Genomic DNA, 14,904 nt, shown 5'->3' with positions numbered 1-14,904 from the left:
ACAGCGCCCCCGGGGGCGAAGCTGTCCACAACTCTCGGTGTTGTCCACAACCCGAGGTGCCCGGTGAAACCGAGGTGCAGCCGGCCGCCACGTCCGGCCTGCCTCGTCGAAGCGACCAGACGTCCGCCTCGGCTCGAGCAAGACCGTCCTTGGAGGTCTCGATGCACCGGCCGAGAGCGCGAACGTCCCTGGTGAGCGGGCCCCTGGCGGAGGTTCAGGGCGAACGACCGCGCCCTGAACACCGGTCCGAACCAGCGGTGCCGGTGTTCGAGCGCGCAGTGCTCGGACACCGGCACCGGCGGCTCACACGACCCCGACGAACCCCGGCGCCGCCCTGGGGGCGCCCCAGAGCCGGCCCCGCCATGAACACTCCGTGACCACGACAAGCCGCGTCGTTCCCCGGGTCCGGCGCGGTTCGTACCTACAGTGGCCGGGTGACTACGCCAGCGCAGCACAAGCGCGACCAGGCCACCGCGCGCGTCGCCCGGCTGCAGGAGGACATGCGGGTGCGGCTGGCGGCCCTGCCCGAGCTCGACGACGCTGGGCGCACGCGCGCGCTCGACAGCCTGGTCGACACCGCCGAGGACTTGCTGCGCACCGAGCACGAGGTGGAGATCGCGAACGAGCAGGTGCGGGCCGCGAAGCTCGAAGAGCACCGCGCGGGCACGCAGCGGCTGGCGCTGTACCTGGCGGCCGTGCCCGTCGCGGTCGGGATGATCGCCGGGGCGTTCATGCTGTTCGGCGGCATCGGGCCGGTGTGGGTCCTGCTCGCGGTGCCGCTGGTCGTCGCCGGGTTGCGGATCGCGCTGGGGCCGCTGGGGCCGACGCCGCTGATGGTCGACCGCCGGCTGCGGGCCGCGTGGAGCGGCGCGCTCGCGGCGGGGCTCACGGCCGCGGCACTGATCGTGCTCGCGAGCACCGCCCAGGTCGTGCTCGTGGTCCTCGCCGCGTTCGCCACCGCGGCCGCCGTGCTGTTCCTGGTGCAGGAGGTCCGATGACCTACTCCGAGTACTACTCCGACACGGACTACTACGAACCCGGCGAAGACGAGCGTGACCCGGAGTTCGACGCGCTGTCCGAGACCGTCGACGGCGTGCAGGAGACCGTCGTCGACCTCGAGACGCGCACCGGGCGCGAGCTCACGGAGCTGCGCGAGACGTTCGACTCCTTCACCGACGCCCACGCCCGCCACGAATCGCGCCTCGACCAGGCGACGCGACAGCTGGAACGGCTGCGCCAGCGCCTGCAGCTGCTCGAACGCGCGGTGCGCGTGTCGGAGAAGGTGCCCGTGGTGGACCTCGACGACGTCGGCCCGGCGCTGCGCAAGCTCGCCGCCGACGCCGAACGCCGCCACGCCCTCGCCGCCCAGCTCCTCACGGCGAACCAGCGCCGGCCGTACGAAGAGGACCTCGAGCGGTTGCCGCAGGCGCGCGAAGCCCTGCTGGAGAGCGACAGCGCGCTGGTCGCCGTGCTCGGCGTGCTCGCCACCAGCCAGCACGGCGACGACCGCCGAGCCGACGCGGAGGCGCGACTGTCCGAAGTGGTCGCCCGCCGCCGCGTCGTGCTGGACCGGCAGCTGCCCGCCGCGACCAAGGACGCCGAGGCCGCGCGTCAGCTGCTCGACGCCGACGACGTCACGCGCACCCGGGTGCTCCCGCAGATCGAGAAAGCCGAACGCGACTGGGAAGAGCTGCATTCGAAGCTGCGCGAGCGCATCACCGACGCGATCGGATCCAGCGCGCTGCTGCCGGTGTGGTTCACGCACGCGTTCGGCGTGGCGCCGCCTTCGGGCGCGGCCGGCGACCGCTGGATCCGCGCGGCGACGTCGGCGCTGGCCTACCGCGTGACCCACGGCGTCACCGACCAGGCGCTTCCGCTGGGCGAGCCCCCGGCCGACGACACCGACTGGGCCCAGCCGCAGTGGTCCTGGCGCGCCCGTCTCGAGCAGGACATCGAGGACCTCGACATCAACGGCGACTAGCTGTGCCGTTCGTTACCGATCCGACCACAGTCACGGCGATCCGGCGTGCGTAGTAACAGTCGCCGCTATCCGGTTTGGTCGGCTCAGTAACTAGGCCTGTGCGATCCGCACCAGGTTGCCCGCCGGGTCGCGGACGGCGGCGTCGCGCACACCCCAGAACTGGTCGGCCGGCTCCTGCAGCACCTCGGCACCGGGCGCGGCCGAGACCTTGGCGAAGGTCTCGTCGAGGTTGTCGGTGCGCAGGTTGATCGCACCGAGCTCACCCTTGGCGAGCAGTGCGGCCACGGTGTCGCCGTCGGTCTGTGACCGGCCGGCGTGCGGCTGCGAGAGCACGATTTCGATCTCGGGCTGGGTTTCGGTGGTCAGGGTGACCCAGCGGAACCCGTCGTTGCTGACTTCGTTGCGGACCTTGAAGCCCAGGGTGTCGCGGTAGAAGGCGACGGCGGCATCGGGATCGTCGACGATCACGTGCACTGCAGCGATGGAAACAGACATGTCGTGAGATTATGCGGGCGCGCCGACGGGCGCTTCTCCAAAACTGCTCTTGCTGCCGGTCTTGCGCGGGCGCGTCGCCACCATCGTCTGGCACGGCGGAACCGCGGCGATGTCCTCGTGGTTGCGCGCGCGGTAGGCCGACGGCGTTTCGCCGACCAGCTCCGTGAACCGCGCCGAGAACGAGCCGAGGCTCGTACACCCGACGGCGAAGCACGCTTCGGTGACGGTGAGGCCGTTGCGCAGGAGCGTCTTCGCGCGCTCGATGCGCCGGGTCATGAGGTAGGAGTACGGCGTTTCCGAGTACGCGTCGCGGAAACGGCGGCTGAAGTGCGCCGTCGACATCAGTGCGGTGCGGGCCAGCGCCGGGACGTCGAGCGGCTGGGCGTACTCGCGGTCCATCCGGTCACGCGCCCTTCGCAGTCGGCGCAGCTCGTCGAGGTCGGCACCCATGGCTCCTATTCTGCACCGTCACGCCGGGTCGCCGGGAGCATCGTCCGACTCGGGCACGAGCGGACGCTGCGCCCACGCGACGTCGCGCCACGCTCCGTGCTTCCACCCGATCCGCCGGTAAGTGCCGACGGGCTCGAACCTGAGCGCCCGGTGCAGGCCCACGCTGGGCTCGTTCGGCAGCGTCATGCCGGCGACGGCCGTGCGGAACCCGCGCTCAGCCAGCCGGGCGAACAGCGCTTCGTAGAGCTTCCGCCCGGCGCCCGTGCGCCGCCGCCCGAGCTCCAGATACACGCTGACCTCGCACGACCAGCGGTACGCCGCGCGCTCCTTGTACGGGCCGGCGTACGCGTACCCGGCAACGCGTCCGTTGTCCTCCAGCACGAGCCACGCGTGCGTCTTCGCGGCGCGCTTGATGCGCTCCGCCATCTCGGCCGGCGTCGGCGGCTCGAGTTCGAAGGTGATGGTGGTGTCGCGGACGTAGGGCGCGTAGATCTCCGCGCACGCCTCGGCGTCGCGTTCGTCGGCTTCCCGGATCAGCATGGGCACTATAGTAGCCTTATCTGGCTGCTATAGTGTCGAATTGTGACGGACCCGCTGTCGGCCTCCCTGGCTTCGACGCTTCGAGAAGCCCGGCTGTCCCACGACCTCTCCACGGCCGCTCTCGCGGACCGCAGCGGCGTCTCCCGTGCCATGATCGGCAAGATCGAACGCGGCGGAGCCCAGCCGACGGCCGTCCTGCTCAGCCGGCTCGCCTCCGCGCTGGGCCTGACGCTGTCCGAACTCGTCGCCCGCGCCGAAGGCTCGGCCGACCGCAGGCTCGCCCGCCTCGCCGACCAGCCGACCTGGACCGATCCCGTCACCGGCTACGTCCGCCGCTCCATCTCGCCCCCAGCCCGCGGCGCGACGGAACTCGTGGAGGTCTCCCTCCCGGCCGGCGCGTCCGTCGGCTTCCCGGCCGACTCGTACGCCTTCGCCGACCACCAGATCTGGGTGCTGTCGGGCCACCTGCGCTTCATCGAGGGCGCCGAGGTCCACGACCTCGACGCGGGCGACTGCCTGCAACTCGGCCGGCCGGTGCCTGGTACGTATGTGAATCCGACGCAAGAGGCGTGCCGGTACCTGGTGGTGCTGACGAAGCGCTGATCGTTCGAGGGGGATGGATGACCGGGGCGCGGATCGGGCCGGCCGAGGTATTGACCGTTGCCGTTGGACTGGTGTCGGGTGCGTTCGCCGCGTTCGCGTATTACACCGACGGCTTGCGGATCCTCGCCCACGCCTTCGTGCTGTGGATCGTGCTCGTCGTCGCCATCTCGTCGCGCGCTTCGCCGAGGCGGGCCTACTGGCGCACGGTCGCCGCGCTCGTCCCGGCGGCTCGCGTTCTCCTTCGGCAAGAAGATCGCGTACGGCATCAAGTACTCCGGTATGCCGTACCTGCTCGAGACCGAGACCGTCGTGCTGTGGTGCGTGCTGGGCTTCGCCGCGGGCCTGCTCGGTGTCGTCTTCCGCCACATCGGCAGCGACACGTCCGCCGGTCCCTTCGCCACGGCCGCCGCCGTGGGCCTCCTCGTCGCCGACGCCGTCCGCGAAGGGGGCCGGCAGGACCCGCTGACGCTGACCGTCGCCACCGTGCTGGGCATCGGCGTGGTGCTCGGGCTCGGCGTCCGCTCGCTCAGGAACCTCGGTATCGTCGCGGCGCTCGCTGTTCAGTGCGCTCTGGTGTCGGTTCTGCTGGTGGCCCTTCCGGATGTGTTCGAGTCACTTCTCTGACTTCCTCCAACGCGACGTGCGCCGGTTCGCTTCTGTGGCTTGGCGCGGATGGCTTGGCAGGTTCGGGTACTTCGGATTGACCTCCTGTCTGCGTAGGTGGATGGACGTCGCTTGGCTTGCTTGTGTTGGGCGGCCCTCGCCAACGTACCGCCGTGGCTCCGTGATCGCGCTTGCACAGACCGGCTTGTCCACAGGGCATCCAAGTTGTGGACAACCACCTCGCCCTGCGGCGCATTTTCCGAAACTGTCGGTGCCGGCCGATAGAATGGACGTGGGGCCGCCCCCCTCGGGAGGGCGGGGGTTAGTCTCCCGGCGATCCTGCCCTACAACCTCTGTTGATCATGTGAGACTCCGGGTCCCCTGCTCGTGGAAGAGAGCCGTGCCCGCCGCGTCATCGAGGCTGGTTCGTCCCGCGCTTGATCGCCTGCCCCCGCGCGTCGCGGTTGGCACTGCTCCTGGATGGGCGGACGACCTGCGCACGATTCGATGCCCGCGTGGTCCGGTATGCGCAACGGATAAAGCCACGGAGCGACCAGTGGCCAGCCGCATCGACGCCGTCCCGATCGACAACGTGGTCAGTGCCTGGCCGGCCGGACACGATGCCGCCGAACCCCGCCTCGACACCTGTCACTGGCGGTTGCGGTGGACGCGAAACCGCTGTGCGGCACGTTCGCCCGCACCGTCGGCGCCGGAAGGCACCTCCACGCCGCGATCACCCACGAGCGGTCCACCGTGTTCGGTCAGCGCCGGGTTTCGGCCGGCAGCAGGGCACTCGCCCTGCCCGGCATCCTCCTGGACACCACAACACCTTGGCGGGAGCCCTGCCCAGGGAGGGCAGGGGTTTGTCCCAGGAGGGCGGAGGTTTTCTCCCGGCGGTCCTGACCCGCTAACTCGGCGGCAGCGTTGCGAGCGGGGGTAGCGGGGTAGCACGGCGGCCGGGGCATCCGTCAGCGAAACGGCTCCCACGGAGTCCACAAAGGACAACCGGCCGGAACCCCAGAGGGCGCCGGCCGGCTGGACGTCCGAAAAGCTCAAGAGAGCTCAGGAACCACCTTCGACGTGTACAGCTCGATCCCGGAGCGGTCGTAGGCCGCCTCGACGAAGTACGAGATGGCGTAGGTCATGCCGAGGGCTTCCAGCTCCTTCAGGCGCTCGACGATCTGCTCCGGCGTTCCGACGAGCGGACCCTTCGCGAAGCTGTCGCACGTGGACTCGAGGACGTCCGCGGGCAGGTGCGGCGCGTAGTGCGCGCGGATCCATGCCAGGCGGTCCTGCACGTCCTTCTCGGTCTCACCGATCACGACGTTGTAGTTGGCCGAGCGCACGATCGCGCCGAAGTCAGTGCCGACGTCCTTGCAGTGGGCTTCGAGCACCGAGGACTTGTGCTTGAAGCCCTCGACGTCGCCGACGAAGTTGGTGTACTGGGCGTACTTCGCGGCCGTGCGCAGCGTCTTCTTCTCGCCGCCGCCCGCGATCCACAGGGGGATGCCGCCGTCCTGCAAGGGCAGGGGGCGGGAGATGGCGCCGTCGACCTGGTAGTGCTTGCCGTCGAGGGTGGCTTTGCCCTCGGTCCACAGCTGGCGCATGATCTCCACGCCCTCGTCGAGCATGCCGAGGCGCTCGCCGGCGCTCGGGAAGCCGTAGCCGTAGGCGCGCCACTCGTGCTCGTACCAGCCGCCGCCGATGCCCATCTCCACGCGGCCGCCGGAGATCACGTCGATCGTGGCCGCGACCTTCGCGAGGTAGGCCGGGTTGCGGTACGCCATGCAGGTGCACATCTGGCCCAGCCGCACGCGCGAAGTCGCCGCGCCGTAGGCCGCCATGAGGCTCCACGCCTCGTGCGTCGCTTCGTCGCTCGGCACGGGCACGGTGTGGAAGTGGTCGTAGACCCAGATCGACTCGTACGGGCCCGCGTCCGCGAACCGGGCGAGGTCGAGCATGGTGGTCCAGTGGTCCTTCGGGTCGATGCCGACGAGGTCGTGGCGCCAGCCCTGGGGAACGAAGAGTCCGAATCGCATGGCCCCGACCCTAGGCCTTGAGCGCGCTCCAGGTGCGCTCGGAACCGGGAAATGTCACAGCTTCGGAAGTTGCTGTTCCACACCCAGCAGCGCCGCGAACGGATCACCGGCCGATTCGACGCGGTCGGCGACCGTCCGAATCGTCCAGTGGTCGGGCGTGAGATCCGGATCGTCGAGCTCATCCCACTGCAGCGGAACCGAAACCGGCGCACCCGGGCGCGGGCGGACGCTGTAGGGCGCGACGAGCGTTTTGTTCAGCACGTTCTGCGTGTAGTCCAGCCGCGCCTTCCCGCCGCGGCGATCCTTCTGCCAAGCCCAGCTCACGAGGTCCGGTAGCGTGCGCCCGATCGTCTTCGACACGGTCTCGGCCCACTTGCGCGTCTCGGCGTAGGTGTAGCGCGGCTCGACCGGCACCCACACCTGGATCCCGCGCTGCCCCGTGACTTTCGGCAGCCCAATGACCCCGAGGTGATCGAGCGCGGTGCGGTGCAGGCGGGCGAGGGCAAGCACGTCGTCGAACGACGTCTCCGGCCCGGGGTCGATGTCGAACAGCGTCCACGTGGGGTGCTCGACGTCCTGGATCCGCGACGTCCACGCGTGCAGCTCCAAAGCGCCGAAGTTGGCCAGCCACGCCAGGTCCGCGACGCCCTCGGGCACGAGGTACTGCTGCACGTCGTCGGGATCGGCCGCTTCGTAGTGCCAGCGGTGCAGCCACTGCGGCGCGTGGTCGGGCACTTCCTTGTGCCAGAACCCCGGTTTCTCGATGCCGTTGGGGAAGCGGTTCGTGTTGAGCGCGCGCTCGGCCAGGTAGGGCAGCATCGTCGGGCCGATGCGCGTGTAGTACCGGATGAGGTCGCGTTTCGTGATGGGATCTTCGCCGTCGCGGCCCGGGATGAGGACCTTGTCGAGGTTGGTGAGGGCGAGCTTGCGCCCGGCGACGGCCCACGAGCCCTTGGCGCCCAGCTCGTCGAGCGCGGCCAGCTCGTCGTCCGACGCGGGCCGGAACACGGGCTTGAGCTTCTGCTCGGCTTCGGCGGCGGGCAGGTCGCCGCGCCAGAGCGCCGGGGGAGCTGCCTTGATCTCGTCGTTGGTCAGGCCGCTCTTCACGGACTTCGGGTGGTCCTCGGCGTCCCAGCCGGCCGTGGCGTGGTCGTCCTGCTTGTGCAGCAGCAGCCACTGCTTGCCGTCGCCGTCGCGGCTCGGGTGGATGAGCACGAAGCGGCCGAGCAGCTTCTCCCCGAACAGGTCGAAGTGGAGGTTGCCGTCGGCGAGCGCCTGCTCCGGGTCATCGGTGTCGACGGGCTCCCACGTGCCGCGGTCCCACACGATCACGTCGCCGCCGCCGTACTCGCCGTGCGGGATCACGCCTTCGAAGTCGGCGTACTCGAGCGGGTGGTCCTCCACGTGCACGGCCAGGCGCCGCGCCTTCGGGTCCAGCGTCGGGCCCTTCGGCACGGCCCAGCTGATGAGCACTCCGCTCAGCTCCAGCCGCAGGTCGTAGTGCCGGCGGCGAGCGCGGTGGCGCTGCACGACGAACCGGTTGCCGGGCGACGTCGCGGCGTCGCCGCCCGGGGGCTCGGCGGTGCGCTCGAAGTCGCGCATCTCGCGGTACTTCCTGAGCCGCTCCGCCGCTGAGTCCATGGTTCCGCCCTCCTGCAGGCAGAGTAGGACACTTTCGATCAGCGGTCTTGGTGGTCGGGCGGGATCGTCGCCGATGCGGCGGTCTCGCTGAGCGTCGCCCGGTTCCGGCCGCCGCGGTGGATGTGGCTTTCTTCACGCATCCGCTCCACCATGTGCGGGTAGTGCAGCTCGAATGCCGGCCGTTCGGAACGGATGCGCGGCAGTTCCAGGAAGTTGTGCCGTGGCGGGGGACTGGTCGTCGCCCACTCCAGCGAATTGCCGAAACCCCAGGGGTCGTCGGTTTCGACGCGTTCGCCGTAGCGGTAGCTCTTCACGACGTTCCAGATGAACGGCAGCACCGACGCACCCAGGATGAACGACCCGAGCGTGGAGATGCTCTGCATGAGGGTGAACCCGTCGGAGCGCAGGTAGTCGGCGTAGCGGCGGGGCATGCCGGCGTCGCCGAGCCAGTGCTGGATCAGGAACGTGGTGTGGAAGCCGATGAACGTCGTCCAGAAGTGCCACTTGGCGAGCGGCTCGTCGAGCATCCGGCCGGTGATCTTGGGGAACCAGAAGTAGATGCCGGCGAACGTCGCGAACACGATGGTGCCGAACAGCACGTAGTGGAAGTGCGCGACGACGAAGTAGCTGTCGTGCACGTGGAAGTCGAGCGGCGGCGCGGCGAGGATGACGCCCGTGAGGCCGCCGAGCAGGAAGGTGACGAGGAAGCCGATCGACCACAGCATCGGTGCTTCGAAAGTCAGGCTGCCCTTCCACATCGTGCCGATCCAGTTGAAGAACTTGATGCCCGTCGGCACGGCGATGAGGAACGTCATGAACGAGAAGAACGGCAACAGCACCGCGCCGGTCGCGAACATGTGATGCGCCCACACGGTGGCCGACAGGCCGGTGATGGCGATCGTCGCGAACACCATCGTGCGGTAGCCGAAGAGCGGTTTCCGGCTGAACACGGGGATGATCTCCGTGACGATGCCGAAGTAGGGCAGCGCGACGATGTACACCTCCGGGTGACCGAAGAACCAGAACAGGTGCTGCCAGAGGATGGCGCCGCCGTTGGCCGGGTCGAACACGTGCGCGCCGATGTGCCGGTCGGCCAGCAGCGCGAACAGCGCGGCCGTGAGGATCGGGAACGCGAGCAGGATCAGCACCCCGGTGAGCAGGATGTTCCAGGTGAAGATGGGCATCCGCCACATCGTCATGCCGGGGCAGCGCAACGTGACGATCGTCGTCACCATGTTGACGGCGCCCAGGATCGTCCCGAGCCCGGACACGATCAGCCCGGTGATCCACAGGTCCCCGCCGACGCCCGGCGAGTGGATCGCGTCGGACAGCGGCGTGTACGCGGTCCAGCCGAAGTCCGGCGGGCCGCCGGGTGTGAGGTAGCTGCTGATCACGATCAGCCCGCCGAACAGATACAGCCAGTACGAGAACGCGTTCAGCCGGGGAAACGCCACATCGGGCGACCCGATCTGCAGCGGCACCACGAAGTTCGCGAACCCGAACAGGTTCGGGGTGGCGTAGAGCAGCAACATGATCGTGCCGTGCATGGTGAACAGCTGGTTGTACTGCTCGGGGGAGAGGAACTGCAGCCCGGGCTGCGCGAGCTCGGTGCGCATGAGCAACGCGGTGAGCCCGCCGATCAGGAAGAACGCGAACGACGTCGTGAGGTACAGCACGCCGATCGTCTTGTGATCGGTCGTCCGCACGACCTTCAGGACCTGCCCGCCCTTGGCTCCTCGCCACGCAGGCCGCGTCGGAACCGGAACAGGCCTGTTCACGGTGTCGGTCATGGATCCTCGACCCCCTAACGGCGCGCGGGCGTACCCATTGTGAGCACGCTCACGAAGGCCGACCGGGGTCGGTTTTTCAACGCCGTGGATCGCCTGGTGGGGTTCGTTTTTCGCGGTTCAGCGGTACATGACCGGCGGAACCGGTTCGTCCTCCGCGCCGGCGCAGGCGACGACGTCCGTGGTCGCGGTGGCCTGCTGGAGGAGGCCGTAGAGCTGCTCGCGCTGCTCGACGCTGAGGGCGGCCAGCACCTCGTCCTCGACCGCGGCCAGGGCGAACTCCGCCTTGGCCAGCTTCTTGGCGCCGACGTCCGTGAGGTCCACGACGTGCCGGCGGCGGTCTTCCGGCGAGCGGCGGCGCTCGATCAGGTTGTCGGCTTCGAGGTCGTTGAGCAGCCCGACGAGGTTCGTGCTGTCGATGCCCAGCGTGGCCGCGAGGGCCTGCTGAGTGCTGCTGCCGTGGTCACGCAGGACGGTGAGCGTGAGCAGGTGGCGCGGCCGCAGGCCCAGAGGTGCCAGCACGGTCTCGGACCGCGTCCGCACCCGGCGGGAGAGGTGGTCGAGCAGAGCGCCGCACCGGTGGGGCGGCTGGTTGACGACCGGGAGCGAGGCCATGTGTCCAGTGTACGAGAACTCGCTAGTCGTCTGTGTGATATAAATGGTTTGTCCTACGCAAACGATCTATGGGTGGCTAACGAGATGCCTCACCTCCTCCACATCGACTCCAGCATCAACGGTGACCGATCCGTGAGCCGCAAGCTCACCGCCCGCGCGGCTGACGCGTGGCGCGCCGCGCACCCCGACGGCACCGTCACCTACCGCGACCTGGGTGCGAACCCCGTTCCGCACTTCGACTCCGTGGCCGGCCTCGCCCGCCTCGTGCCGGCCGAGGAGCGCACCCCCGAGCAGAACGAGTCCTGGAAGCTGACCGAGGAACTGGTCGGCGAGATCCGCGAGGCCACCACGGTGCTGCTCGGCCTGCCGCTGTACAACTACGGCGCCCCGAGCGTCGTGAAGGCTTGGGTCGACCACCTCATCGCGCCCGGCCTGGCCTTCGACCCCGCCACTGGCGCCGGTCTCCTCGACGGGCGCGAGTTCCTCGTCCTGGCCTCCCGCGGCGGCGGTTACGGCGAGGGCACCCCGCGTTTCGGCTGGGACCACGCCGAGCCGTGGCTGCCGCACGGCCTCGCGATCACCGGCCTCGAGCCGCGCTTCATCTCCGCCGAGCTGACGCTCGCCGACACCAACCCGGCCATGGCCGACCTTCGCGGCCTGGCCGCCGAGAGCCTCGCCGCCGCCGAGCGCGAGATCGACGAGCTCTGGACGCCGGTCAACGCCTGAGTTCTTGTGGGGTGGCTCCCGGCCGTCCGCAGGCTCGCCGGCTCGCCACGGTTGCGCGGGGGAGACCGTGGCGAGCCGCGTTTCCACAGTGGACGCCGCCCGTGAAGTCGATCACCCGTCCCCGCTTGCCGCGTTGCGGTGGGCGTACTTTGGCGACATGCCGTCGCCCCAGGACGCCACCTTCGCCCGCCTCCTGACCTCCAGTTACGAGCGGCTGGTGGGCACCCCGCTCGTCACGGGCGAGCCGCACGACCTCGCCCACTGGCTCTACGCGGACGCCCCCTTCGGCCTCCTCGCCCACGACACCGCCGGCGACCCCCACTTCACCTACGCCAACCTCATGGCGCAGCAAGCCTTCGAACGTCCCTGGCCCGAATTCACGGGCTTGCCCTCGCGCCTCTCGGCCGAACCTGACCGCCAGGAAGACCGCGACGCCCTCCTCGCAGCCGTCACGGCCCACGGCTTCGCCACCGGCTACCGCGGCCGCCGCATCGCCAAGTCGGGCCGCCGCTTCTGGATCGAAGACGTCACCATGTGGAACCTCACCGATCCCACCGGCGTGAACCACGGCCAGGCCGCGATCTTCCCGCGCTACACGGACGCCTGAACCGCCGCCGGCACCACTTGCCGGCTCGCGACGCACGGGCGCTCGAGCTTGCCGGCTCGCCTGACGGTCTTCTTGCGGTGCGCGCTCGGCCGAGCTGGTTAGCTGACGTCGCGGTCTTCGGGTCTTGTGCGAGCGCTCGGGTTGTTCTGTCGTGGTGTTGTTCCGCTGGTGCGGGGACGGCAGAGTCTGTTCGCTGGTTCTTCGCGGTGCGTGGGTGTCGGAGGTCTGCGCGCGTCGCGGTCTTCGGGTCCAGGCAAGCGCTTGGGTTGGTCTGTCGTGGTGCTGTTCCGCTGGTGCAGGGGCCTCGGAGTCTGCCCCCGGGTTCTTCGCACGGTACGTGGGTGCCGGAGTTGGGGTCTGCGCACGTCGCGGTCTTCGAATCCTGGGCGGGCGGCTGCTGGCGTGATCTCTCGGTGGTGCGTGGCGCCCGATTCTGCCCGCCGGCTCTGCGGTTTCGCGCGGTGCATGCGCGCCGGAATCGGTGTGCCTGCGCTGTCTCCGGGTTCTGTGTGGAGGCTCGGGCTGGTCTGCTAGCACTGCGGTCTTCGGACCTTTGCGAGCGCTCGGGCCGATCTGCTCGCGCGGCGATCTCGTCGGGGCACGCGGCCTCCGGAGTCCGTCCGCTGGCTCTGCGACCTGCTGGCGGTGCGGCGGGCGGCGGAGTCGGTGTGCCTGCGCTGTCTCCGGGTTCTGTGTGGTGGCTCGGGCTGCTCTGCTAGCACTGCCGTTGTGCCGGGGTCTGCGGGCGACTGACATGATTTGCTGGCGTCGCGGTCTTCGAATCTCGGGCCGGGGCTGCTTGCGCGATCTCTCGGTGGTGCGTCGGCGCCCGAGTCTGCCCGCTGGCTCTGCGGCCTTCTGGCGGTGCGGCGGGCGGCGGAGTTGGTGCGCCTGCGCTGTGGTCTTCGGGTTGTGTAGAGGCTCGGCTGGTCTGCTTGCGCTGTGGTTGTGCCGGGGTCTGCGGGCGACTGAAATGGTCTGCTGGCGTTGTGGTCTTCGAAGCTTGTGCGAGCGCTCGGGCCGGTCTGCTCGCGCGGCGATCTCGTCGGGGCACGCGGCCTCCGGAGTCCGTCCGCTGGCTCTGCGGCCTGCTGGCGGTGCGGCGGGCGGCGGAGTTGGTGCGCCCGCGGCGTGGTCTTCGGGTTTCGCGGAGGCTCAGGCTGGTTGCCTGGCGCGCTGTCTTTGCCGCGGTGTGGGCGGCTGGGTTGGTTGGCGGGCGGCGCGGTCGTGCTGTGGTGTTCAACCACCGGGGCGGGCGCGATGTGCCACGATCTTCAGGGCACGTCTTGGTGTCTGGGCATCTCCATGACCGTCTGCGCCGTAGTTCTCGTGCGCGCGGACGTCTGGACCTCCCCGGGTCGCCGGCGAGAGGCGCCGCGATCTGGGCGCGGAAGCTTCTCCGCCTGGGTGTTGCCGCCGGGGCGTCGCGGGCGGGGGATTCGCGCGGTGCGCGGCGTTTCCAGTGTTCGCGCAGCGTTCACCGGCGCCGGGGCGGGCCGACGCCGGTGGGGTGCGTCCGTGGTCGGGTCAGACGATGTCGCTGTGGCGGATGCGGTACACCTGCAGCCGCAGGTCGTAGTACTTGGTCGTTTCGCCGACCCACTGCATGCCGAGGCGCTCGGCCGTCGCGATGGCGCGGGTGTTGGACGGGCGCGCGACCGCGAACAGTTCGTCGGTGTCCTGGGTGAACGCCCACTCGATCAGCGCCCGCGCGGACTCCGTCGCGTAGCCCTGGTGCCACGCGTCCGGATGCAGCTGCCAGCTCAGCTCCAAGTCCTCCTGGTACGGCGGCAGCAGCCGGATCCCCAGCCCGCCCACCACTGCACCGTCGGAGGCGCGCGCCACGGCCCAGCGGCCGCGCGGCGGGACGAGGTTCGGCTGTGCCTCCTGCCACGCGTGCAGCACCGACCGCATCGCGGCGATGTCGGTGACGCGGTCCATCGCGGGAGTCAGCCACTGCGTGACCTCATCCGAGCCGTAGATGAGGAAGGCAGCTTCGGCGTCGTCGACCGACCAATCCCGGATCACGAGGCGGTCGGTGGTCAGAGGCATGTCCATGGGTGAACGGTACGCCGAAAACGCCCTTCTCAGGCGGGTGATCCGCGGCACCCGCCCGTCACCCGTGGGGTGTTGGCGCTCCTCGATACGTCCTCGTGGCCTCCTGACTCCGTCGTGACAGCTTGCTCACAACCGGCCGGCACGCTCGCGGCGTGCGTTCATCCATCACCGTTCTTGTCGCCGGCGCCGCGTTCGCCCTGCTCAGCGCCTGCTCCGGCCAGCCTGGCGCGCCGCAGGTCGCCACCCTCGACACGAGCAGTGCGACCGCCGGCGCGCCCGAGTCGCCGACCACGGTCGGCGCCGACGCCGGCCGCCTGCAGCTGCGGCTCGACAGCTTGCCCGAGGAGGAACAGGCCTACTGGGACGCCTACGACTCCTGCCTCCGCACCAACGGCCACGCCGTCCTCAGTGGACGGAGCGGGCACGCCGGGCCCGTCGGCGGCCCCGGCAGCCCACCCGCGCTCGACGTGAACGACGACAGCCCCCAGCCCAAGAAGGCCGAAGCAGTCTGCAAGGGGAAGCTGCCGCTGCAGCCGCCCCAGCTGTCGCCGCGAACCAACCCGAAGTTCAGCGACCAGTTCCACGACATGGTCAAGGGCATGACCGCCCAGGGCGCCCACGTGCACGTGGCCCCCGACACCAGTGTCGACCCCGACGGCCTCACGTGGCGCATCGACGACGGCTCGTCCGACACCTACGACAACCTCGACAAGCTGGCCGACCAGTGCCAGCTGCAGGCGTTCTCGAAGTAGGTCGCGT

The 14,904-nt window shown here is 69.8% G+C and carries 15 protein-coding genes; 7 read left to right on the top strand and 8 right to left on the bottom strand.

Annotation, left to right across the window (positions count from 1 at the left end):
• Window positions 1-434 precede the first annotated feature (434 nt).
• Window positions 435-998: a hypothetical protein gene (locus I6J71_RS37290; protein ID WP_204091154.1), complete on the top strand. Its 564-nt coding sequence runs from the start codon at window positions 435-437 to the stop codon at window positions 996-998.
• Window positions 995-1,981, top strand: coding sequence for a hypothetical protein (locus tag I6J71_RS37285; protein WP_204091153.1), 987 nt, complete (start codon window positions 995-997; stop codon window positions 1,979-1,981). Before I6J71_RS37290 ends, I6J71_RS37285 begins: the two co-directional genes overlap by 4 nt.
• A 90-nt stretch (window positions 1,982-2,071) precedes the next feature.
• On the opposite strand, the gene I6J71_RS37280 is transcribed toward I6J71_RS37285, so the two are convergent.
• Genes I6J71_RS37280 through I6J71_RS37270 form a run of 3 tightly spaced genes read right to left on the bottom strand, consistent with a single transcriptional unit; the run spans window position 2,072 to window position 3,466 of the window.
• Window positions 2,072-2,476 (bottom strand): VOC family protein, encoded by a 405-nt coding sequence (locus I6J71_RS37280; RefSeq protein WP_204091152.1) that lies wholly within the window; start codon window positions 2,474-2,476, stop codon window positions 2,072-2,074.
• A 9-nt stretch (window positions 2,477-2,485) separates the two neighbouring features.
• Complete coding sequence (locus I6J71_RS37275; protein WP_204091151.1) at window positions 2,486-2,926, bottom strand: helix-turn-helix transcriptional regulator; 441 nt, start codon at window positions 2,924-2,926, stop codon at window positions 2,486-2,488.
• Window positions 2,927-2,944: 18 nt separating this feature from the next.
• On the bottom strand, window positions 2,945-3,466 hold the full coding sequence (locus I6J71_RS37270) for a GNAT family N-acetyltransferase (protein ID WP_204091150.1): 522 nt from the start codon (window positions 3,464-3,466) through the stop codon (window positions 2,945-2,947).
• 42 nt (window positions 3,467-3,508) lie between these two features.
• Here I6J71_RS37270 and I6J71_RS37265 point away from each other — a divergent pair, with 42 nt between their 5' ends.
• The gene (locus tag I6J71_RS37265; protein ID WP_204091149.1) at window positions 3,509-4,069 is read left to right on the top strand and encodes an XRE family transcriptional regulator; all 561 of its coding nucleotides are present in this window, start codon (window positions 3,509-3,511) and stop codon (window positions 4,067-4,069) included.
• A 279-nt stretch (window positions 4,070-4,348) separates the two neighbouring features.
• Window positions 4,349-4,693, top strand: coding sequence for a hypothetical protein (locus tag I6J71_RS37260; protein ID WP_204091148.1), 345 nt, complete (start codon window positions 4,349-4,351; stop codon window positions 4,691-4,693).
• Window positions 4,694-5,724: 1,031 nt separating this feature from the next.
• Here the strand turns inward: I6J71_RS37260 and I6J71_RS37255 are convergent.
• The 4 genes from I6J71_RS37255 to I6J71_RS37240 form a co-directional block, all read right to left on the bottom strand.
• Window positions 5,725-6,711, bottom strand: coding sequence for an LLM class F420-dependent oxidoreductase (locus I6J71_RS37255; protein WP_204091147.1), 987 nt, complete (start codon window positions 6,709-6,711; stop codon window positions 5,725-5,727).
• A gap of 54 nt (window positions 6,712-6,765) precedes the next feature.
• Window positions 6,766-8,352 carry a non-homologous end-joining DNA ligase gene (gene ligD, locus I6J71_RS37250; protein WP_204091146.1) on the bottom strand — a complete coding sequence of 529 codons (1,587 nt, stop codon included), beginning with the start codon at window positions 8,350-8,352 and terminating at the stop codon, window positions 6,766-6,768.
• Between the two features lie 38 nt (window positions 8,353-8,390).
• On the bottom strand, window positions 8,391-10,142 hold the full coding sequence (ctaD, locus tag I6J71_RS37245) for a cytochrome c oxidase subunit I (protein WP_204091145.1): 1,752 nt from the start codon (window positions 10,140-10,142) through the stop codon (window positions 8,391-8,393).
• A 117-nt stretch (window positions 10,143-10,259) separates the two neighbouring features.
• Complete coding sequence (locus I6J71_RS37240) at window positions 10,260-10,754, bottom strand: MarR family winged helix-turn-helix transcriptional regulator (protein WP_204091144.1); 495 nt, start codon at window positions 10,752-10,754, stop codon at window positions 10,260-10,262.
• An 84-nt stretch (window positions 10,755-10,838) separates the two neighbouring features.
• Here I6J71_RS37240 and I6J71_RS37235 point away from each other — a divergent pair, with 84 nt between their 5' ends.
• Together I6J71_RS37235 and I6J71_RS37230 are read left to right on the top strand one after the other, a co-directional pair.
• Window positions 10,839-11,480 carry an FMN-dependent NADH-azoreductase gene (locus tag I6J71_RS37235; protein WP_204091143.1) on the top strand — a complete coding sequence of 214 codons (642 nt, stop codon included), beginning with the start codon at window positions 10,839-10,841 and terminating at the stop codon, window positions 11,478-11,480.
• 157 nt (window positions 11,481-11,637) lie between these two features.
• Window positions 11,638-12,087, top strand: coding sequence for an MEKHLA domain-containing protein (locus I6J71_RS37230; RefSeq protein WP_204091142.1), 450 nt, complete (start codon window positions 11,638-11,640; stop codon window positions 12,085-12,087).
• A gap of 1,527 nt (window positions 12,088-13,614) precedes the next feature.
• On the opposite strand, the gene I6J71_RS37225 is transcribed toward I6J71_RS37230, so the two are convergent.
• Window positions 13,615-14,145 carry a GNAT family N-acetyltransferase gene (locus I6J71_RS37225; RefSeq protein ID WP_204091141.1) on the bottom strand — a complete coding sequence of 177 codons (531 nt, stop codon included), beginning with the start codon at window positions 14,143-14,145 and terminating at the stop codon, window positions 13,615-13,617.
• A 152-nt stretch (window positions 14,146-14,297) separates the two neighbouring features.
• Between I6J71_RS37225 and I6J71_RS37220 the strand changes: the two genes are divergently transcribed.
• Window positions 14,298-14,897 carry a hypothetical protein gene (locus I6J71_RS37220; protein WP_204091140.1) on the top strand — a complete coding sequence of 200 codons (600 nt, stop codon included), beginning with the start codon at window positions 14,298-14,300 and terminating at the stop codon, window positions 14,895-14,897.
• Window positions 14,898-14,904 lie beyond the last annotated feature (7 nt).

This window comes from Amycolatopsis sp. FDAARGOS 1241 (assembly GCF_016889705.1).
Lineage (GTDB): Bacteria > Actinomycetota > Actinomycetes > Mycobacteriales > Pseudonocardiaceae > Amycolatopsis.
The sequence above is the reverse complement of the archived record's forward strand: the minus strand, read 5'-3'. Positions and strand labels throughout refer to the sequence as shown.